Raw genomic sequence first — 20,763 nt, 5'->3', positions numbered from 1 at the left:
CATGAGTAACTTTACCCCTGCGCAGCAGCGCAACGCCCTTATCTATCTAGTTCTGTTTCACCTGATCATCATTGCATCAAGTAACTATCTAGTTCAGCTTCCGTTTACCATCATGGGTTTCCACACCACATGGGGTGCATTCACTTTCCCATTTATTTTCTTGGCAACTGACCTCACCGTACGTATTTTTGGTGCTCAGTTGGCACGTAGAATCATTTTCTTGGTGATGCTTCCAGCCCTAGCCGTATCGTATGGCTTGTCGGTGTTGTTCTTTGAAGGGCAGTTCCAAGGTTTTGCTCACTTAGGTGAATTTAACTTGTTTGTGGCACGTATTGCAGCCGCAAGCTTTATGGCTTATCTACTTGGTCAGATCATGGATGTGCACGTCTTTAACCGCTTGCGTCAAATGAAGCAGTGGTGGGTCGCGCCAACGTGTTCAACCTTGTTTGGTAATGCTCTCGACACCATCGCATTTTTCGCTATCGCTTTCTACCAAAGCCCAGATCCATTTATGGCGGAGCACTGGACAGAAATTGCTTTAGTTGATTACGGTTTCAAATTGGTGATTAGCTTGGGTCTATTTGTACCTATGTACGGCGTGTTATTGAACTACCTAGTTAAGAAGCTAACCGCATCTAACCCAGAATTTAAAATCGTTGGTGCAAATAACTAAGCCAGCGAAGCAGTGAGCCAAATTGGTGTGAGGATTAAGAAAGCCCGAGTTGTTTAAACTCGGGCTTTTTATTTGTTCTGGGTTTATTGGCTGATAATTGCCAGTGGCCAGCCGATATCGCTTTGTCGGTTGGCTTCAATTTCTAATTCGGCAGCAGTCAGTGGGTTTTTCGCCAACCATGCTGCAGAGATAGTGAGTTTTAGCTTATCGCCTTCGCTTTGCAGTGACACTTGCGGTTCCAGTTCTGGATTGCGACGGTGGGTCAGCAATACTGCTAAGCGTAGCAAGCGCAATACACGTTTGGCACTGGCGCCAGTAATAGCGTGTTGTTCTGGCAGAGAGCTGAGTTGTTCACGATAACGACGTGTAAGCTCTGCGAGTAAGTGTTTTTGTGCTCGGGTATAACCGGGTAAATCCAGATTACGCAGTAAATAGGCGCTGTGCTCACCGCCTTTTTTGAAGTCGATGGTTAAACCGATTTCATGCAGTTTCGCTGCGGTTTCTAGCAATACTTTCGCTTGTGACTCTGGTAGCCAATCTGCCTGGCATTGTTGGAGTAAACGCGCAGCCAGCGTTGCCACTTGCTCACCATAAAGGGTATCGATTTGGTAACGAGTTTGCACACTAGTAATGGTGCGAGCGCGAATATCATCTTGCTTTAACTCATCGACCATTTCATAGACTAAACCTTCACGTAATGCGCCGCCGGCCAGTGTCATCGAATCAATTTCTAGTAATTCGAAGATGGCAATTAAGATCGATAGACCGCTTGGGAACACCAAAGCGCGCTCAAGGGTAAGCCCTTCAATCTCAAGCTCTTCTAAATGGTCAGCTAACATCGCCTGTTTTTGCAGGCGTTTTAGCTTAGCGTGTGTGATGACTTCATCCATGCCTTGCGCCAGCATGATTTCTTGCAGGGCTTGTACTGTGCCAGATGCGCCAACACAGACATCCCAACCGAGCGTCGTGTATTGCTCGAGAATAGGTTGCAGTGTCTCTTTGGCCGCACTAATGGCTTGGTTGAAGTTAGAAACATTGAGTTGGCGATCTTTAAAGTGGCGTTCTAACCAAGTGACACAACCCATCTTTAAACTGGTGAGTGCTTTGGCTTCAAACCCTTCACCAATGATCAGTTCTGTACTGGCTCCGCCGATATCGACAACTAAGCGGCGACCGCTACCACCAGAGGTATGTGCAACCCCTTTATAAATGGTTGCAGCTTCTTCTTCGCCACAGATTACCTCAATATCATGACCGAGGATTTGGTTGGCTTTAGCTAAGAAAACATCCACATTGGTAGCCGTGCGCAAAGTAGCGGTGCCGACAATGCGAATGTTTTCTTTCGGGATATCTTGCAGTCGTTCAGCAAATAGACTCAAGCAGTCCCACCCCCTTTGCATGGCTTCTTGGCTCAACGCATTGTTTTCGTTTAACCCCGCAGCAAGGCGCACCTTGCGCTTGATTTTGGCCATGGTTTGAACGCTGCCATCAATGTGACGCACAACGAGCATATGAAAACTGTTCGACCCAAGGTCGATAGCAGCGTAAAGCGGAGAGGGAACAACTTGGCTCATAAACGACTTAAGAATCCTTTTGCTGACGTGGACGAGAGCGATTTGGTTTACGGTTACCAGAACGTGAGCCACCGGTATTGGTGCGGCGTTGTTGCTGGTTACGTGTACGTAGACGGATCGGCGCAGGTAAATCCTGAATCAGTGCCGAAGAGTCATAATCTGAAACTGGAATCGCGTGTTCAATATATTCTTCGATTGCAGGTAGATTAATCGCGTATTGCTCACAAGCAAAGCTAATTGAGTGACCACTTGCCCCTGCGCGACCGGTACGACCAATACGGTGCACGTAGTCTTCACAATCGTCAGGTAAGTCGTAGTTAAATACGTGCGTTACTTGTGGAATATGCAGACCACGAGCGGCAACGTCAGTTGCAACAAGGAGATCAACTTCGCCACGAGTAAATTGCTCAAGGATGCGCTCACGTTTTTTCTGCGGTACATCACCAGTCAGTAGACCCACGCGGTGTTTGTCTGCCGCTAGGTGACCCCAAATTGATTCACAAACGTGTTTGGTGTTAGCAAAAATGATCGCGCGATCTGGCCACTCTTCTTCGATAAGCGTCTGCAGTAGCGCCATCTTATCTTCGTTAGAAGGGTAGAACAGTTCCTCTTGAATGCGGTGACCTGTTTTTTGTTCAGGTTCAACCACAACCGATTCTGGCTCGTTCATGTGTTCAAACGCTAACTCTTGTACGCGGTACGAAAGTGTTGCAGAGAACAGCATGTTCAAACGATCTTTTGGCTCCGGCATGCGACGGAACAAGAAACGAATGTCTTTAATAAAGCCAAGGTCAAACATACGGTCCGCTTCATCCAGAACCACAGCTTGAATGTGGTTAAGATTAAATACGCGTTGTTTGTGGAAATCGATAATACGACCAGTGGTACCGATCAGAATATCAACCCCTTGCTCTAGCTTCGCTAGTTGTTTGTCGTAGCTTTCGCCACCATAAGCCAATGCAGCCTTGATACCTGTGCTAGCAATTAGAGGTTCAGCATCATTAAAGATCTGAATCGCCAATTCACGCGTCGGTGCCATGATAATAGCGCGCGGCTGAGTTGGTTTACGGCCTTCCATTTCTGGCGTGGTCAGTAAGTGGTTAAAAGTAGCAGTAAGGAACGCTAGCGTCTTACCAGTACCCGTTTGGGCCTGGCCTGCAATGTCACGGCCGGTGAGCAGTACCGGCAGCGCCTGAGCTTGGATAGGGGTACAAAATTCGAACCCTTTTTGCTCCAAACCCTTTGTAACTTGAGGGTGTAACCCCAAATCGGCGAACTTTTGCTCTGTGATGTGCGTCTTCTTCATTGCTATAGAATATCAGCTTAAGCTTGCAATACGAAAGTAAATACATTCCAATAGGGCATCTCAATACTGGTTATCATCCAACCAGTTCCGAAAAACACAGTGGAGTGGAAGATGAGTGATAAAATTTTGCAGCTTACTGATGACGGTTTTGATAACGACGTAATCAATGCTGCAGGCCCAGTTCTTGTTGATTTTTGGGCAGAGTGGTGTGGTCCTTGTAAAATGATCGCTCCGATTCTTGACGAAATCGCAGAAGAGTACGAAGGCAAACTCACTATCGGCAAATTGAATATCGACCAAAACGCAGGTACTCCACCTAAATTTGGTATTCGTGGTATTCCAACGTTACTTCTTTTCAAAGATGGTAGCGTGGCAGCAACTAAAGTTGGTGCGCTGTCTAAAACTCAGTTAAAAGAGTTCTTGGACGCAAACCTATAAGACTCGCTGTAAAAAAAAGACCGTACATTTGATCAATGTACGGTTTTGTTTTTGAACGGCAACAAAAGATAGACTAGGCTATATTTTAGTGCTAATTTATCGCACGTTAATTAAACAGAATTCTCTTCTTGGTCGATCCTGAGACCATATTCCATCTAACTTAAACAACAGATCCTATTTTGACTAAACAAGCATCTACCACAATGAATCTTACAGAACTGAAGAACAGACCTGTTTCTGATCTTGTTAAACTTGGCGAAAGCTTAGGTTTAGAAAACCTTGCCCGTCTAAGAAAGCAAGACATCATCTTCGCAATCCTGAAAGCTCACGCGAAAAGCGGTGAAGATATTTTTGGTGACGGCGTACTGGAAATTCTTCAAGACGGTTTTGGTTTCCTTCGTAGTGCCGACAGTTCTTACCTAGCTGGTCCTGACGATATTTACGTTTCTCCAAGCCAAATTCGTCGCTTCAACCTACGTACTGGTGACTCTATTGCTGGTAAAATTCGTCCACCAAAAGATGGCGAACGCTACTTTGCTCTACTAAAAGTCAACACCGTAAATGACGACAAGCCAGATAACGCACGTAATAAGATCCTGTTTGAAAACCTAACTCCGCTACATGCAAATGAGCGTATGGTGATGGAACGTGGTAACGGTTCTACCGAAGATATCACGGCTCGTGTTCTAGACCTTGCATCGCCAATTGGTAAAGGTCAGCGTGGTCTGATTGTAGCTCCGCCAAAAGCGGGTAAAACAATGTTGCTACAAAACATCGCGCAAAGTATTGCTTACAACCACCCTGAGTGTGAGTTGATGGTACTTCTAATCGACGAACGTCCAGAAGAAGTAACTGAGATGCAACGCCTAGTTAAAGGTGAAGTAGTTGCATCGACATTTGATGAGCCAGCTTCTCGTCACGTACAAGTGGCAGAAATGGTTATCGAGAAAGCAAAACGTCTAGTAGAACACAAGAAAGATGTGGTTATCCTACTTGACTCTATTACTCGTCTAGCTCGTGCATACAACACTGTAGTACCTTCATCTGGTAAAGTACTAACAGGTGGTGTGGACGCGAACGCTCTACACCGTCCAAAGCGTTTCTTTGGTGCGGCTCGTAACGTAGAAGAAGGCGGTAGCTTAACAATCATCGCAACAGCACTAGTTGATACTGGTTCTAAGATGGACGAAGTAATCTACGAAGAGTTTAAAGGTACAGGTAACATGGAACTGCACCTAAACCGTAAGATTGCTGAGAAGCGTGTATTCCCTGCGATTGATTTCAACCGCTCAGGTACGCGTCGTGAAGAGCTACTGACTAAGACTGATGAACTACAGAAAATGTGGATTCTACGTAAGATTGTTCACCCAATGGGCGAAACTGATGCGATGGAATTCCTAATCGATAAGCTAGCAATGACTAAGACTAACGATGAATTCTTTGATGCAATGCGTCGTCAGTAAGTAAATCAATGCGATAACGCCACCGTTTTTAACGGTGGCGTTTTTGTTTGCATTCTCTTTGCGGTCACTGCACAATGAGAGAGAATGTTACAAGGAGGTTAACATGCAACAAGGAATGTTGTCGTCGCTTCTCCTGTCCCTCTTTTTGGCGCTAGGAGTGCCTCAAGCTATGGCGACCCAGATGACCCCAGAGCGGGTTGAGTTATGGCGTCAAAGCGATCATATGCAGGCAAAGGTTGCCGAATTTCTGCAGTATGTCATGGAAGATGATGTCGATACGCTCAACTTCTCTCTCGAACGACTCGCTTTTCCGCAACAGGAAGTCGCCCGTTATCTTTTGCTACAAAAACTCGAACAGCAAGACGTTATCTTAACGGCGAAGATGGCTATTTTTGTTGAACAGCAAAAAGCCATGATCCCAACTTATCAAATATTAGAACGTGGCGATGGCTATGAATTTACCACGCCAGCGTTTAACTACCCTGCGATTGCCAGCCGTTTACTCAAGCGTTGGCGCCAAGATCAATCAACCTTAGATTTTGTGATGCAAGCAGAGCGACAAGAGCTCGACTTGCGCCAATGGTTAATGGCGGGCTCCGACTATCAAACCCAAACACGTGAAAAGCTGTTGATGCGTGAGCTGGATAGTTTGTCGTCCGAAGCACTGAAAGCTTTAACGGCTCAGTTAACTGACAAAGCGGTCGTAGAATGGTTACCGCCCGCAGAGGTGATGGTTCGTCTTGCTCAAGTCAGTGAAGATCCTGCAGTATATAAATTGGTGTGGTTAATGAAGGCGAATCATTACAGTGAGAATGAGTTGATACGCCTGGGTAGTGTCGCTGATGAGTTCTCTATTCAACAGATCATGCAAGCGGCCAGCAATCCCAGTTTAGATGAGTTGGCGATTAAGCAGTTAGTTGGCATCAAACCAATGAGCAATGCGGTTGAAGAGTTTTTGATCGCGAGGATGGGCAGTAATGATGATGCGCCTTTTGTCGCACGCCAACTTGCTGAGCAGGGGTATTCAAACTGGCTTGCGGAGTTGGCCAGTAGTGATAAACGCGTTAAGAGTCGTCATTTGCTGAGTGTCCTAAGCCAGTAGCACCGATAAAATACCCACAATGAAAAGAGGGATCGTCGATCCCTCTTTTTTGATATACTGCCTGGAGTTTAACCAGTCAGCAGAAGAGCTATGAGTTTTAAGGACTTACGCGATTTTATTCACCTGTTAGAGCAACAAGGTAAATTAAAACGCATTACTCACCCTATCGATCCTCATTATGAAATGACGGAAATCAGCGATCGCACGCTTCGTGCGGGCGGTCCGGCATTATTATTCGAAAACCCAATTGGCTACGATTACCCGGTGTTAACCAATCTATTTGGTACTGCGGAGCGCGTAGCAATGGGCATGGGACGTAGTGAAGTGAAAGAGTTGCGTGAGGTTGGTAAGTTACTCGCTTACTTAAAAGAGCCTGAACCGCCAAAAGGTTTCAAAGACGCACTTGAGAAACTTCCGTTGTTTAAGCAAGTTCTGCACATGCCTGCCAAACGTCTGCGTAATGCCTCTTGTCAGGAAATTGTCTGGCAAGGCGACGATGTTGACCTTGATAAAATACCGGTGATGAGTTGTTGGCAAGATGATGTCGCACCTTTGCTGACTTGGGGCTTAACCGTGACCAAAGGTCCTAATAAAAAGCGCCAAAATTTAGGTATCTATCGTCAACAAAAGCTGGGTAAGAATAAAATCATCATGCGCTGGCTGGCTCACCGAGGTGGAGCGCTCGATTTACGTGACTGGATGGAGACCAATCCGGGTCAACCATTCCCAGTTTCCGTCGCTTTTGGTGCTGATCCAGCAACGATTCTTGGGGCGGTTACGCCAGTACCTGATACTTTGTCGGAGTATGCGTTTGCAGGCTTACTGCGCGGCAGTCGTACTGAAGTAGTGAAATCAGTCAGTAACGACCTTGAAGTCCCCGCGAGTGCAGAGATTGTACTAGAAGGCTATATCGACCCGAATGAATTTGCCGATGAAGGTCCTTACGGTGACCATACTGGTTACTATAACGAAAAAGAAAAACACCATGTTTTCACTATTACGCATATCACGATGCGTAATAAGCCAATCTACCACAGTACCTATACTGGTCGTCCGCCTGATGAGCCAGCAGTATTGGGGGTGGCATTAAACGAAGTGTTTGTGCCGATATTGCAAAAGCAATTCCCAGAGATTGAAGATTTCTACTTGCCGCCAGAAGGCTGCTCTTATCGTATGGCCGTCGTGACAATGAAGAAACAATACCCGGGTCATGCTAAACGCGTGATGATGGGGGTATGGTCTTTCTTACGTCAGTTCATGTACACCAAGTACGTCATTGTGTGTGATGAATCGGTTGATGCGCGAGATTGGCGCGCTGTGACAAAAGCGATGACGGAACATATGGATCCGGTGCGCGATACCTTGATGATCGAGAACACACCAATCGATTCGCTCGATTTCGCTTCACCTGTGGTGGGTTTAGGTTCGAAAATGGGCTTAGACGCCACGATTAAGTGGGATGCTGAGTTAGCGTTGACACGTAATAAACCGAAAGCGCCATTAACCAATCCAATCGAGAAAATTGCTGAACTGAAACAGAACATTCCACAGCTATTAGATATCTACCTTCCTGAAGGTGCTATCTCTGGACAGATGGTTCTGCTTTCTATTGATAAGCAAGCGATAGGGCAAGGTCGCCAAGCCATAGAGGCGGTGTGGTCTGGTTTAGAGGACGTTGTCGATCCTAAGTTTGTGATTGTATGCGACGATGACGTCAATATTCGTGATTGGAACGATGTAATCTGGGCAGTAACGACACGAATGGATCCCGCGCGCGATAGTCTTCTATATACTGAGTCAAAATCAGGCGTAAGTCGTATGGCTTGGGATGCAACCAATAAACTAGGCGATGAAAAACTCAGAGAGTGGGGGATTCCGATTAAGAAGGATCCTGAATTGGTTGCGAAAATAGATGCTATTTGGCATCAATTGGGAATCGAATGACACACAAGGTTACTTTGCTCCCAAGTCAGGTAGAATTTGAAGTCCCACAAGGGCAAACGGTGTTGGAAGCTGCGCTCAACAATAATATTGGCTTTCCACATCGTTGCCAGGTCGGAGCATGTGCGATGTGCATGTGTAAAAAAGTCTCGGGTGAGGTGAGTTATGACCTTGAACCCATGCTTACCGAACAAGAACAACAACAAGGCTGGATATTTCCCTGTCTAGCTCATACAGAAAGTCATTTAGTCCTTACTTTTGAAGAGTAAGCGAGAGGAACCCATGAGTATTCAATGTAAAGTAAAGTCAATTGAGTCGTTAGCATCTAATACCTACCGTATTTTGCTTCACCCTGAAAACCCAGTGCCTTTTAAAGCGGGGCAATACCTAATGGTTGTAATGGGTGAAAAAGACAAGCGCCCATTTTCTATTGCGAGTAGCCCTTGTCGTCATGAAGGAGAGCTTGAGCTTCACATTGGTGCGGCAGAACAGAATGCTTACGCACTTGAAGTCGTTGAAGCAATGAAGTCGGCATTGGCGCAGGACTCTTCAATTACTATTGATGCACCTCATGGTGATGCTTGGGTAAGAGAAGAGAGTGATCACCCGCTTTTACTTATTGCCGGTGGTACAGGGTTTAGCTATGTTCGCTCGATTCTCGATCACTGCATTGCACAAAACAAAGTAAATCCGATTTACCTTTATTGGGGCGCTCGCGATATTAGCCAGTTATACGCAAAAGCAGAGTTGAAAGAAATTGCAGCTAAATACAGTAACGTTCACTTTGTACCTGTAGTAGAAGAGGCCGCTGCGGATTGGCAAGGTAAGCTTGGCAATGTACTAGAAGCGGTGAATCAAGATTTCCCAACATTAGAAAACTACGATATTTACATTGCTGGTCGTTTCGAAATGGCGGGAGCGGCGCGCGAACAGTTCACTCAAAATAAACAAGCGAAAAGTGACAGAATGTTCGCTGATGCCTACGCTTTCATATAGTAATAGCTAGCAATTATTGATTTGAAGAGGGCAAAATGCCCTCTTTTTCGTCGTTTTGATGGTAATTTAAACGAACGGTCACTTTTTTCGTTTTTTTTGCAAAAAAGGGTTGCCATAAAAATCCATCTCCCTATAATGCGCTTCCACTGACAGGGCAGACGCCACAAGGCTTCAGCGTTGGTCAGAGAGGTAAAAGCTTCTGAGAAAATAAATTGAAAAAAGTGTTTGACTCTTTCAATTATCTCGTTAGAATGCACCTCCGCTTTGAGAGAAAATCTTAAAGCAAAGCTCTTTAACAATATAAACCTATCAATCTGTGTGGGCACTCGTTGATGATAATCCAATTAGAAGCTTAGGCTTCAAATTTGATTTCAATGAACTGAGTGACCAATTAAGACTTCGGTCTTAGCACAGTCAATTCATTATCGTTCTGTTGGAACGATAATAGCTTTAAAATTACTTCTTACTTTCGAGTAAGAGCAGTTTTGAAGTCAGTATTCATTGAGTCACCAAAATCTTAAATTGAAGAGTTTGATCATGGCTCAGATTGAACGCTGGCGGCAGGCCTAACACATGCAAGTCGAGCGGCAGCGACAACATTGAACCTTCGGGGGATTTGTTGGGCGGCGAGCGGCGGACGGGTGAGTAATGCCTAGGAAATTGCCCTGATGTGGGGGATAACCATTGGAAACGATGGCTAATACCGCATGATGCCTACGGGTAAAGAGGGGGGACCTTCGGGCGCTCGCGTCAGGATATGCCTAGGTGGGATTAGCTAGTTGGTGAGGTAAGGGCTCACCAAGGCGACGATCCCTGCTGGTCTGAGAGGATGATCAGCCACACTGGAACTGAGACACGGTCCAGACTCCTACGGGAGGCAGCAGTGGGGAATATTGCACAATGGGCGCAAGCCTGATGCAGCCATGCCGCGTGTATGAAGAAGGCCTTCGGGTTGTAAAGTACTTTCAGTAGGGAGGAAGGTTCATGCGTTAATAGCGTATGGATTTGACGTTACCTACAGAAGAAGCACCGGCTAACTCCGTGCCAGCAACCGCGGTAATACGGAGGGTGCGAGCGTTAATCGGAATTACTGGGCGTAAAGCGCATGCAGGTGGTTAGTTAAGTCAGATGTGAAAGCCCGGGGCTCAACCTCGGAATTGCATTTGAAACTGGCTGACTAGAGTACTGTAGAGGGGGGTAGAATTTCAGGTGTAGCGGTGAAATGCGTAGAGATCTGAAGGAATACCGGTGGCGAAGGCGGTACCTGGACAGATACTGACACTCAGATGCGAAAGCGTGGGGAGCAAACAGGATTAGATACCCTGGTAGTCCACGCCGTAAACGATGTCTACTTGGAGGTTGTGGTACTTTGAGCCGTGGCTTTCGGAGCTAACGCGTTAAGTAGACCGCCTGGGGAGTACGGTCGCAAGATTAAAACTCAAATGAATTGACGAAAATACACAAGCGGTGGAGCATGTGGTTTAATTCGATGCAACGCGAAGAACCTTACCTACTCTTGACATCCATAGAACTTAGCAGAGATGCTTTGGTGCCTTCGGGAACTATGAGACAGGTGCTGCATGGCTGTCGTCAGCTCGTGTTGTGAAATGTTGGGTTAAGTCCCGCAACGAGCGCAACCCTTATCCTTGTTTGCCAGCGAGTAATGTCGGGAACTCCAGGGAGACTGCCGGTGATAAACCGGAGGAAGGTGGGGACGACGTCAAGTCATCATACTACTTACGAGTAGGGCTACACACGTGCTACAATGGCGTATACAGAGGGCTGCCAACCAGCGATGGTGAGCGAATCCCAAAAAGTACGTCGTAGTCCGGATTGGAGTCTGCAACTCGACTCCATGAAGTCGGAATCGCTAGTAATCGTGGATCAGAATGCCACGGTGAATACGTTCCCGGCGCTTTGTACACACCGCCCGTCACACCATGGGAGTGGGCTGCAAAAAGAAGTGGGTAGTTTAACCTTTCGGGGAGGACGCTCACCACTTTGTGGTTCATGACTGGGGTGAAGTCGTAACAAGGTAGCGCTAGGGGAACCTGGCGCTGGATCACCTCCTTATACGATGATTATTGCGATGAGTGTTCACACAGATTGATGGTTTATAAAGTTTAAGAGACGATACTGGGTCTGTAGCTCAGGTGGTTAGAGCGTTCGCCTGATAAGCGAGAGGTCGGTGGTTCGAGTCCACTCAGACCCACCAATCTTCCTTCCCAAGAAGATTGGCACACAGTATCACACACTGATGGGGCTATAGCTCAGCTGGGAGAGCGCCTGCCTTGCACGCAGGAGGTCAGCAGTTCGATCCTGCTTAGCTCCACCATCTTTAAGCGCATTTGCTTAAGTGTTCTTAAAAATGGTTTCGAAAGAAACATGCTCTTTAACAATTTGGAAAGCTGACAAAACAACAATTTATTGTTGTTTGTAAAGTTCTCAAAGTATTCATTTATTGAATACACAAAAACACATTCAAGTGTTCTTGGGTTTTGCGAAAGCAAAACATATTTGAGTCCGGCAAAATCGAGTCTGCATCATGTATAAAAATTGCAGACAACTTTGGTGATTTGATTATCAACTCGAAACTCCTTCGGGTTGTATGGTTAAGTGACTAAGCGTACACGGTGGATGCCTTGGCAGTCAGAGGCGATGAAGGACGTATTAACTTGCGATAAGCCCAGATTAGGCAGTAAAAGCCACTTGAGTCTGGGATTTCCGAATGGGGAAACCCACTAGCATAAGCTAGTATCGCTACGTGAATACATAGCGTAGCGAGGCGAACCGGGGAACTGAAACATCTAAGTACCCCGAGGAAAAGAAATCAACCGAGATTCCGAAAGTAGCGGCGAGCGAAATTGGACTAGCCCTTAAGCTTTACACGCGTTAGACGAACGGTCTGGAAAGTCCGACGATACAGGGTGATAGTCCCGTAGTTGACGATGTGTGTTCAGTGAAATCGAGTAGGGCGGGACACGTGTTATCCTGTCTGAATATGGGGGACCATCCTCCAAGGCTAAATACTACTGACTGACCGATAGTGAACCAGTACCGTGAGGGAAAGGCGAAAAGAACCCCTGTGAGGGGAGTGAAATAGAACCTGAAACCGTGTACGTACAAGCAGTAGGAGCAGGCTTTGTCCTGTGACTGCGTACCTTTTGTATAATGGGTCAGCGACTTATATTCAGTGGCAAGGTTAACCATCTAGGGGAGCCGTAGGGAAACCGAGTCTTAACTGGGCGTTCAGTCTCTGGATATAGACCCGAAACCAGGTGATCTAGCCATGGGCAGGTTGAAGGTTGAGTAACATCAACTGGAGGACCGAACCGACTAATGTTGAAAAAATTAGCGGATGACTTGTGGCTAGGGGTGAAAGAGTAATCAAACCTGGAGATAGCTGGTTCTCCCCGAAAGCTATTTAGGTAGCGCCTCGGACGAATACTACTGGGGGTAGAGCACTGTTAAGGCTAGGGGGTCATCCCGACTTACCAACCCTTTGCAAACTCCGAATACCAGTAAGTACTATCCGGGAGACACACGGCGGGTGCTAACGTCCGTCGTGGAGAGGGAAACAACCCAGACCGCCAGCTAAGGTCCCAAATTATTACTAAGTGGGAAACGATGTGGGAAGGCTTAGACAGCTAGGATGTTGGCTTAGAAGCAGCCATCATTTAAAGAAAGCGTAATAGCTCACTAGTCGAGTCACCTATGCGCGGAAGATGTAACGGGGCTAAGTAATAAACCGAAGCTGCGGCAATGAAGTTTACTTCATTGGGTAGGGGAGCGTTCTGTAAGCCGTTGAAGGTGTGTTGTAAAGCATGCTGGAGGTATCAGAAGTGCGAATGCTGACATGAGTAACGATAAAGGGGTGAAAAACCTCCTCGCCGGAAGACCAAGGGTTCCTGTCCAACGTTAATCGGGGCAGGGTAAGTCGACCCCTAAGGCGAGTAAAAGGCGTAGTCGATGGGAAACGGGTTAATATTCCCGTACTTCTTACAATTGCGATGGGGGGGACGGAGAAGGCTAGGTGGGTACTGGCGACGGTTGTCCAGGTTCAAGTGCGTAGGCTGAAGAATTAGGTAAATCCGGTTCTTCTTAAGGCTGAGACACGATGTCGAGCTACTACGGTAGTGAAGTCATTGATGCCATGCTTCCAGGAAAAGCCTCTAAGCTTCAGATTGTAAGGAATCGTACCCCAAACCGACACAGGTGGTCGGGTAGAGAATACCAAGGCGCTTGAGAGAACTCGGGTGAAGGAACTAGGCAAAATGGTACCGTAACTTCGGGAGAAGGTACGCTCTTGACGGTGAAGTCCCTCGCGGATGGAGCTATTGAGAGTCGCAGATACCAGGTGGCTGCAACTGTTTATTAAAAACACAGCACTGTGCAAAATCGTAAGATGACGTATACGGTGTGACGCCTGCCCGGTGCCGGAAGGTTAATTGATGGGGTTAGACTTCGGTCGAAGCTCTTGATCGAAGCCCCGGTAAACGGCGGTAGTAACTATAACGGTCCTAAGGTAGCGAAATTCCTTGTCGGGTAAGTTCCGACCTGCACGAATGGCGTAATGATACCACGCTGTCTCCACCCGAGACTCAGTGAAATTGAAATCGCTGTGAAGATGCAGTGTACCCGCGGCTAGACGGAAAGACCCCGTGAACCTTTACTACAGCTTGGCACTGAACATTGACCCTACATGTGTAGGATAGGTGGGAGGCTTTGAAGCAAGTACGCCAGTATTTGTGGAGCCGTCCTTGAAATACCACCCTTGTAGTGTTGATGTTCTAACGTCGACCCCTAATCGGGGTTACGGACAGTGCCTGGTGGGTAGTTTGACTGGGGCGGTCTCCTCCCAAAGAGTAACGGAGGAGCACGAAGGTGGGCTAATCACGGTTGGACATCGTGAGGTTAGTGCAATGGCATAAGCCCGCTTAACTGCGAGAATGACGGTTCGAGCAGGTGCGAAAGCAGGTCATAGTGATCCGGTGGTTCTGAATGGAAGACCATCGCTCAACGGATAAAAGGTACTCCGGGGATAACAGGCTGATACCGCCCAAGAGTTCATATCGACGGCGGTGTTTGGCACCTCGATGTCGGCTCATCACATCCTGGGGCTGAAGTCGGTCCCAAGGGTATGGCTGTTCGCCATTTAAAGTGGTACGCGAGCTGGGTTTAGAACGTCGTGAGACAGTTCGGTCCCTATCTGCCGTGGGCGTTGGAGAATTGAAAGGGGCTGCTCCTAGTACGAGAGGACCGGAGTGGACGAACCTCTGGTGTTCGGGTTGTGTCGCCAGACGCATTGCCCGGTAGCTAAGTTCGGAATCGATAACCGCTGAAAGCATCTAAGCGGGAAGCGAGCCTTGAGATGAGTTCTCCCTGATACTTTAAGTATCCTAAAGGGTTGTCGGAGACTACGACGTTGATAGGTCAGGTGTGTAAGTGCTGTGAGGCATTGAGCTAACTGATACTAATTGCCCGTGAGGCTTAACCATACAACACCCAAGGGGTTTTGATTGGACTCAAATAGAACATTGAATGTGTAAGAACTAAAAACAGCTTTCCGAATTAAAGAATTTGCTTGGCGACCATAGCGTTGCGGACCCACCTGATTCCATGCCGAACTCAGAAGTGAAACGCAATAGCGCCGATGGTAGTGTGGGGTTTCCCCATGTGAGAGTAGGACATCGCCAGGCTTGCTTACTTGTTTTCAGATTTTGAAAAATCTGAAGGCAAAACTAAATAAAGCTACCTAACCATAAGACTTTATTTAGCAAAAATACCGCTGCGGAGTGGTAGTTCAGTTGGTTAGAATACCAGTATGTCACGCCGGGGGTCGCGGGTTCGAGTCCCGTCCACTCCGCCACTTATTTAACCCGATGCGAAAGCGTCGGGTTTTTTAATATCTAAAGAAAAGTTCCTTTTGCAAAGGAATTGAGTCCCGCTGGATTGCCAGCCCAGCTGCTCCGCCACTTATTTAACCCGATGCGAAAGCGTCGGGTTTTTTAATGTCTAAAGGAAAGTTTCTTTTGCAAAGGAATCGAGTCCCGCTGGATTGCCAGCCCAGCCACTCCGCCACTTATTGAGAAGCCCTGCTAGGCGTGCCCGCAAGAAATAGCAGGGCTTTTTCACATTCTGCGAAAGTGAAATTGGAACGCACGATATATTGATATCGTGCTTCGGGATGTGAGAACGTTCGGCTAGCACCTCACTTACAGATGAGGGAATCGGGAGCGTTCAGCATCTTTGATGCTTCACTTTGAGAAAAGAACAAGTGAGTGGTTGATCTTGATGTCGATCTTTAGACGGGCGTTTCTCGAATCTCAACTCTAAATTCTTACCTCTCTTTCTCTCATCCCGCATCTACCGTGAAATATCTATTTGGCTTGATTGATAGACTCAATATAGGCAAAGATTTCTTTCACTTGTTTCTCGTTGAGTTCATGACCCCAAGCCGGCATCTCTTCATTGCCATTGAGTACGGCATCAATCAATTCAGCTTCTGATTCAAACCAAGAGCTGAGCTCTTGATAAATGTTCGATGGTTGCTCATTTAGGGCTTGTGCAGCTATGCCATCGCCATGCCCTAACTCACCATGACAGGCTAAACAAAGTGCTTGGTAGTTTCTCTGACCATTTTCGACAGCACTGGGTGCATTCGTGTTAGCCAAAACCAGAGAAGGCAAAATAATCAGTGTGGCAGCGATAAGAACGGTAGCAATCTTTTGCATGAGAATCATCCATAGCATCCTAGAGTAGTGCTACATAAAGTATGCTATCTGCTATGAATGGTTTCTGAACAGTTTGTTTAGATACAAAAAAGCCGACCTAAGGGTCGGCTTTATAAGTATTAGATACGCTACTTGAGCTATTTACTGCTGACTAAAGTTAGTGCTTTCTTTGATACTTCGTGCGCTGCTTTATTAAAGTTCTGTTTCTCTAATGCATCGGCTAAGTAAGCATAGTCAGAGACATTGGAACGTTGCGCGAGGGCTTTTTCAAAATGTTCCTGAGCTTCTGACCACTTCTGACTACGTAGATGGAACTGAGCCAGTGCGCTGTGCGCTTCAGCATTGTTGCCATCTTTACGCAGTGTATCTTCAAGAAAGACCACCGCTGGATGGCTATCAAGTAAGTTCAATTCAGGCAGAAGTTTGTATAGATCGGCATTAGGGTGCTTCTTCAATGTCTCTTTGATAATGGTAAACGCATTATCATCTGCTTTGCGTGAGATCAGTTGTTTGGTAAAGCATTCAACCAGGTGCAAATCGCTCTTCACTTTGCGTGGCAGCGCATTCCAATGTTGAGTTAACCCTTCACTGCCTTGCTGTTCGGCAATCTCAGCTAACAAGCCACACTGCGCATGTTGCTCAAGCTGCAACTGTTCTTCTTTAGTGATGAGTTTTGCTTTAGCGAGCTTCGGTAGTAGGTCTAATAGCGGCTGCCAAAGCTTAAGTTCCATGTAAACGGTTTTAAGCAGGTTTAGCACAATCGCATTATTTGGAAATTCGCCCTTGAGATCCGATAGTGTCGTAAAGGCATCATCAAAGCGCCCTTCACGCAGTTGCTGTTTTGCTCGTGTTAGCTCCACCGCGAGACGAGAATCTTTTTGTTCAGCGGCAAGCTTAAGGTAGTGATCGCGCTTCGCACTGTCACCTTGTCCTTGTGCAGCCTCAGATGCCACTAAATAACACAGCAGTGGCATATCGTGATGATTTGCCCAGCGAGTGACTTTCTTTTCTGCGTCTTTGAAATCACCTTCTAACAGCTTGATGATCCCTTCGTTAGTATAACGACGAGAGCGACGCATCTTACGCACGCTGAAGTAGTTCCATGTTGCTGAACTTGCATAGAAGACTTTCTTGATCAGAAACTCGAGTGCAAATAGAGCTGCTAGGGCTGCAATAACAAAAATCACTAACGTGGTGACACTCATCTCTATGGTTTGGTTTGCCACAGAGATTAAGACATAGCCTTGCTGACCAGAGTATTGGCTACCGAGAAATAGCCCAGCACCGAGTACGGCGAAGAGAAATATCAGTCGAAACATTATTTTTCCTCCGTCACTAGGGTTGTTACCTCACGGCGCAAGCGCTCACGAATGACATCAGATAGAATTTGCTGAGTTTCGAGTTTAACTGGGTATTCCACTTCAACTGTTTGCTTGCTTAATAGCTCTAGTGCTTTATCGAACTCTTTTACAGCATTGCTATTTTGATCGTAGAACGATTGTGACCATTGTTCTGCAGTGCTTAAAGCAGCGGTGTAAATCTCTTGTTGCTCAACATAGACAGCCTTGATCGCCGTCTCCAACTTCGCCTTCATATTCTCTTTAAGATAGAAGTGCTGTTGAGGAGAAAGTAATGGAATGATATTGCCATCACGCGTGCGGAAGGTGATGAAGTTCTCTGAGAAATCTTTGAGTGACGTCTTTAGGTTCTGCTGCCAGTCGTTGATATCTTGCGATACCTTTTCTGCTTCTTGCACTTTCTCTTCAGGCAGAATTGCATTAGCCAGCGGTAACTGATCGACTTGTTGCTGCAATGCCGTTAAACGTAGCACTAAACCATCTCGGTCAATCAGAGGAATGGTTTTGAGCTTTGTGATGTCATTAGCCATCGATTTACGCAGTGGAACTAAGCTTGGATCGTTGAGCGCTGCAATGCGCTGGTCGGCACTCTCCATCAGCAGCGTGGCACTCTCGGCATCATGCTCAAGGAACAGTTTACGTCCAGCCAGTTTCACGAGGTAGTCTGCTTCTGCCAGTAACCAATCGTTCGGACGACGACCTTTTACATCCGCGACAGCAATTTGCAGGCTTTCTATGCTCTTTTGTTGCTGTGCTAATACCGTTTCTGCGCGGTGAGCGATTTCGGTTGCTTTAGCAAGCGTTGCTTCTTCAGTCGCTTTGACTTCACTGGTTAGTGATGATTGGGTTTGTTGTAGTTGAGCCGCTAGAGCGTCAATTTTAGCCTGATACTGGGCGTCTTTTTGTTGCATGTGGTAAGTCAGACCACCACCAAACAGGATAGAGAGTACAATCGCGATTGCACCCAGCTTAACCCCACGCTTACCATGTTTTTCTTCCGCTTGAGGCGCTGGTTGGTTGGCGGGCTCAGTTTGGGTTGTTTCAGCTTTTGCTTCAGTTTGCGTTTCAGTGTCAGTTGGAGAGGTAGTGTCGACGCTTGGCTCTTGAGCTAGTTCGGTTTTGTTCTCTGATTCAACCTGATCGTTATTCTTTTTACTTGTCATTGTTTTCGTCCTGTTTCCTTGGCCAGAGAGATGCCAATAAATCTTTGTTTGAAGCACTTCCTGTATTGACGACGGTTTGGAAGCCAACGCGTCGCGCTTCAATCGCTATGCGTTCACTCGGTACCAAGAGCACCAACTGGAAAATCCAATCTCTATACTGTGGTGCAATTTGTTCTATGAAGAAGCTAAGTTGTCCCGAGCTGGTAATAATAAGTTGTTTAATCTGCCTATCTTGCCAGAAAGGTACGGCAATTTCTGAGTGGAAAGCGAGATTTTCACGTTTATACACCTCGCAATACTCGACGATCGCCCCTCTTTCCCTCAAAGTTTCGTAAATCAGTTCGCGTCCACCATTACCTCTTAAAATGATGATTCGCTTGCCAGAGACTTGTTGTAAAAGAGGCAGGTTCAGTAAGTTTTCACTATCACTAACTTCAGGGTAGTGTACTTTCTGATTGACCGCTTTGCTTAAAAACTGCGCGGATTTTTGACCGACGGCAAGGTAGACTGCCGTATTGGGCCAGTTGAGATTGGCATTAGTGAGAGCTTGGTGGGTGAATTCGACCGTATGCTGGCTGACAGCAATAATGATATCAGCCAGAGGTAACTGTTGTTTTAAGCTGGAGAGTTGTTCTCCAGCCTGGATGGTGATTAAAGGGTGATGAATTGCTTTGATGCCAAGCTCTTCAAGCTGACGACAAAGTGCAAGCCCTTGTTTACCTGGTCGCGTAACGAGCACGCTCATAGCAATTACTCGTGATCAGCGTACAGTCGCGTAAGGATGTCACGAGCGCCGTTCTCTAGCAGTTGATTTGCTAGCTTAACGCCCATTTCTTCTGCTTGTGCACGAGAGCCACGAATTTCACCGCGAATGATTTCGCTGCCATCTGGTTCGCCGACTAGTGCGCGTAGCCAAAGCTCATCACCATCGAGTAGAGAATAACTGCCGATTGGCACTTGGCAGCCACCTTCGAGGGTCAGGTTCATGGCGCGCTCACACTTAACTCGATCTGCAGTATCAATGTGGTTGAGAGGCTCAAGTAGCTTGATAAGACGTTCGTCATCGAGACGACACTCGATACCAACCGCGCCTTGTCCTACCGCTGGCAGTGACTGTTCTGGTTCGATAAAACTCGCAATACGCTCTTCAAGCTTGAGACGTTTCAAGCCAGCCGCAGCTAGGACAATGGCGTCGTACTCACCAGCATCCAGTTTGCCTAGGCGCGTGCCCACGTTGCCGCGTAGTTCTTTGATCACAAGATCTGGACGGTATTCTTTCAACTGGCATTGACGGCGTAGGCTACAAGTCCCCACAACCGCCCCTTGAGGCAGTTCGTCAACATTGTTGTAAGTGTTCGAAACGAAAGCATCACGTGGGTCTTCACGCTCACAAATCGTCACGAGACCCAAACCTTCAGGGAAGTCTACCGGCACATCTTTCATTGAGTGCACCGCAAGGTCTGCGCGTCCTTCGAGCATTGCTACTTCAAGTTCTTTGACGAACAGACCTTTACCGCCAACTTTAGCCAGAGGCGTATCCAAAATGATGTCACCCTTAGTGACCATAGTCACGAGTTCTACTTCGAGACCTGGGTGAGCGGCTTGCAAAGCATCTTTTACATAGTGAGCCTGCCATAGAGCAAGTGGGCTTTTACGCGTTGCAATTCGAATTGGAGCCGTATTTGTCATATTCGCCTGTTTTGAAATTGTGATAGATAAGCTAATCCTACCACTGAGAGGGCAAAAAATTTACTGATCAATGCATCGAATGAACAAATGGACTCGCGTTAGCGCAGTTTGGTCAAAATATTGTGATTAAAGTCCCGTTTGTTAACTAGGTTATTATTAGAAAAGGCGGTTACAGACCAAACTAGGGGCAGGAAATTCACGGATGTTGAAAGACAAAACAATGTAGAATCGATCGTACAAATCTTTACCAATCAAAATAAAAATGATAGATTGATCACGTTTTGTTGGCGCTTTAGCCTGTTTATTGAGCAAGGCGTATAATAGGA

Annotated in this window: 14 protein-coding genes, 3 tRNA genes and 3 rRNA genes; 13 read left to right on the top strand and 7 right to left on the bottom strand. The window is 46.7% G+C overall.

Translation table 11 applies throughout. The features are described from left to right. Position 1 precedes the first annotated feature (1 nt). Entirely contained in the window at positions 2–673 is a 672-nt protein-coding gene (locus GZN30_RS12405; RefSeq protein WP_075647753.1) for a 7-cyano-7-deazaguanine/7-aminomethyl-7-deazaguanine transporter, read from the top strand. Positions 674–756: 83 nt separating this feature from the next. Here the strand turns inward: GZN30_RS12405 and gppA are convergent, their stop codons facing one another. Both gppA and rhlB read right to left on the bottom strand, forming a co-directional pair. Further along, positions 757–2,247 (bottom strand): guanosine-5'-triphosphate,3'-diphosphate diphosphatase, encoded by a 1,491-nt coding sequence (gene gppA, locus GZN30_RS12400; RefSeq protein WP_075647754.1) that lies wholly within the window; start codon positions 2,245–2,247, stop codon positions 757–759. Positions 2,248–2,254: 7 nt separating this feature from the next. Next, positions 2,255–3,553 carry an ATP-dependent RNA helicase RhlB gene (rhlB, locus tag GZN30_RS12395; protein ID WP_075647755.1) on the bottom strand — a complete coding sequence of 433 codons (1,299 nt, stop codon included), beginning with the start codon at positions 3,551–3,553 and terminating at the stop codon, positions 2,255–2,257. Between the two features lie 111 nt (positions 3,554–3,664). Here rhlB and trxA point away from each other — a divergent pair, with 111 nt between their 5' ends. From trxA to GZN30_RS12325, 12 genes are all read left to right on the top strand, one after another. After that, complete coding sequence (gene trxA / locus GZN30_RS12390; protein ID WP_075647756.1) at positions 3,665–3,991, top strand: thioredoxin TrxA; 327 nt, start codon at positions 3,665–3,667, stop codon at positions 3,989–3,991. A 203-nt stretch (positions 3,992–4,194) separates the two neighbouring features. After that, positions 4,195–5,454: a transcription termination factor Rho gene (gene rho / locus GZN30_RS12385; RefSeq protein WP_075647757.1), complete on the top strand. Its 1,260-nt coding sequence runs from the start codon at positions 4,195–4,197 to the stop codon at positions 5,452–5,454. A gap of 103 nt (positions 5,455–5,557) precedes the next feature. Further along, positions 5,558–6,556 (top strand): hypothetical protein, encoded by a 999-nt coding sequence (locus GZN30_RS12380; protein ID WP_075647758.1) that lies wholly within the window; start codon positions 5,558–5,560, stop codon positions 6,554–6,556. Positions 6,557–6,646: 90 nt separating this feature from the next. Beyond that, entirely contained in the window at positions 6,647–8,500 is a 1,854-nt protein-coding gene (gene ubiD / locus GZN30_RS12375; RefSeq protein ID WP_075647759.1) for a 4-hydroxy-3-polyprenylbenzoate decarboxylase, read from the top strand. After that, positions 8,497–8,766 (top strand): 2Fe-2S iron-sulfur cluster-binding protein, encoded by a 270-nt coding sequence (locus GZN30_RS12370; RefSeq protein WP_075647760.1) that lies wholly within the window; start codon positions 8,497–8,499, stop codon positions 8,764–8,766. The genes ubiD and GZN30_RS12370 overlap by 4 nt, the downstream gene beginning before the upstream one ends. A gap of 13 nt (positions 8,767–8,779) precedes the next feature. Then, positions 8,780–9,493: an NAD(P)H-flavin reductase gene (gene fre, locus GZN30_RS12365; protein WP_075647761.1), complete on the top strand. Its 714-nt coding sequence runs from the start codon at positions 8,780–8,782 to the stop codon at positions 9,491–9,493. Between the two features lie 519 nt (positions 9,494–10,012). Next, a 16S ribosomal RNA gene (locus GZN30_RS12350) occupies positions 10,013–11,566 on the top strand. A 65-nt stretch (positions 11,567–11,631) separates the two neighbouring features. Then, a tRNA-Ile gene (locus GZN30_RS12345) sits at positions 11,632–11,708 on the top strand. Positions 11,709–11,752: 44 nt separating this feature from the next. Further along, positions 11,753–11,828 (top strand) — tRNA-Ala (locus GZN30_RS12340). Between the two features lie 275 nt (positions 11,829–12,103). Continuing rightward, positions 12,104–14,991: ribosomal RNA gene (locus GZN30_RS12335) — 23S ribosomal RNA — on the top strand. Positions 14,992–15,076: 85 nt separating this feature from the next. Further along, a 5S ribosomal RNA gene (rrf, locus tag GZN30_RS12330) occupies positions 15,077–15,192 on the top strand. Together the 16S, 23S and 5S rRNA genes with 3 tRNA genes alongside form the textbook arrangement of a ribosomal RNA operon. A 93-nt stretch (positions 15,193–15,285) precedes the next feature. Next, positions 15,286–15,362, top strand: a tRNA-Asp gene (locus GZN30_RS12325). Positions 15,363–15,873: 511 nt separating this feature from the next. Here GZN30_RS12325 and GZN30_RS12320 read toward each other — a convergent pair. The 5 genes from GZN30_RS12320 to hemC form a co-directional block, all read right to left on the bottom strand. Beyond that, positions 15,874–16,227, bottom strand: coding sequence for a c-type cytochrome (locus tag GZN30_RS12320; RefSeq protein WP_075649224.1), 354 nt, complete (start codon positions 16,225–16,227; stop codon positions 15,874–15,876). Between the two features lie 137 nt (positions 16,228–16,364). After that, on the bottom strand, positions 16,365–17,546 hold the full coding sequence (locus GZN30_RS12315; protein WP_075649172.1) for a heme biosynthesis protein HemY: 1,182 nt from the start codon (positions 17,544–17,546) through the stop codon (positions 16,365–16,367). Then, positions 17,546–18,748 (bottom strand): uroporphyrinogen-III C-methyltransferase, encoded by a 1,203-nt coding sequence (locus GZN30_RS12310; RefSeq protein WP_075649173.1) that lies wholly within the window; start codon positions 18,746–18,748, stop codon positions 17,546–17,548. Before GZN30_RS12310 ends, GZN30_RS12315 begins: the two co-directional genes overlap by 1 nt. Next, positions 18,738–19,493 (bottom strand): uroporphyrinogen-III synthase, encoded by a 756-nt coding sequence (locus tag GZN30_RS12305; protein ID WP_075649174.1) that lies wholly within the window; start codon positions 19,491–19,493, stop codon positions 18,738–18,740. Before GZN30_RS12305 ends, GZN30_RS12310 begins: the two co-directional genes overlap by 11 nt. A gap of 5 nt (positions 19,494–19,498) precedes the next feature. Beyond that, positions 19,499–20,437 carry a hydroxymethylbilane synthase gene (gene hemC, locus GZN30_RS12300; protein ID WP_075649175.1) on the bottom strand — a complete coding sequence of 313 codons (939 nt, stop codon included), beginning with the start codon at positions 20,435–20,437 and terminating at the stop codon, positions 19,499–19,501. Positions 20,438–20,763 lie beyond the last annotated feature (326 nt).

This window comes from Vibrio ponticus (assembly GCF_009938225.1).
In the GTDB taxonomy this organism is placed as follows: Bacteria; Pseudomonadota; Gammaproteobacteria; order Enterobacterales; family Vibrionaceae; genus Vibrio; species Vibrio ponticus.
This window is presented reverse-complemented; position numbering and strand designations above follow the sequence as displayed.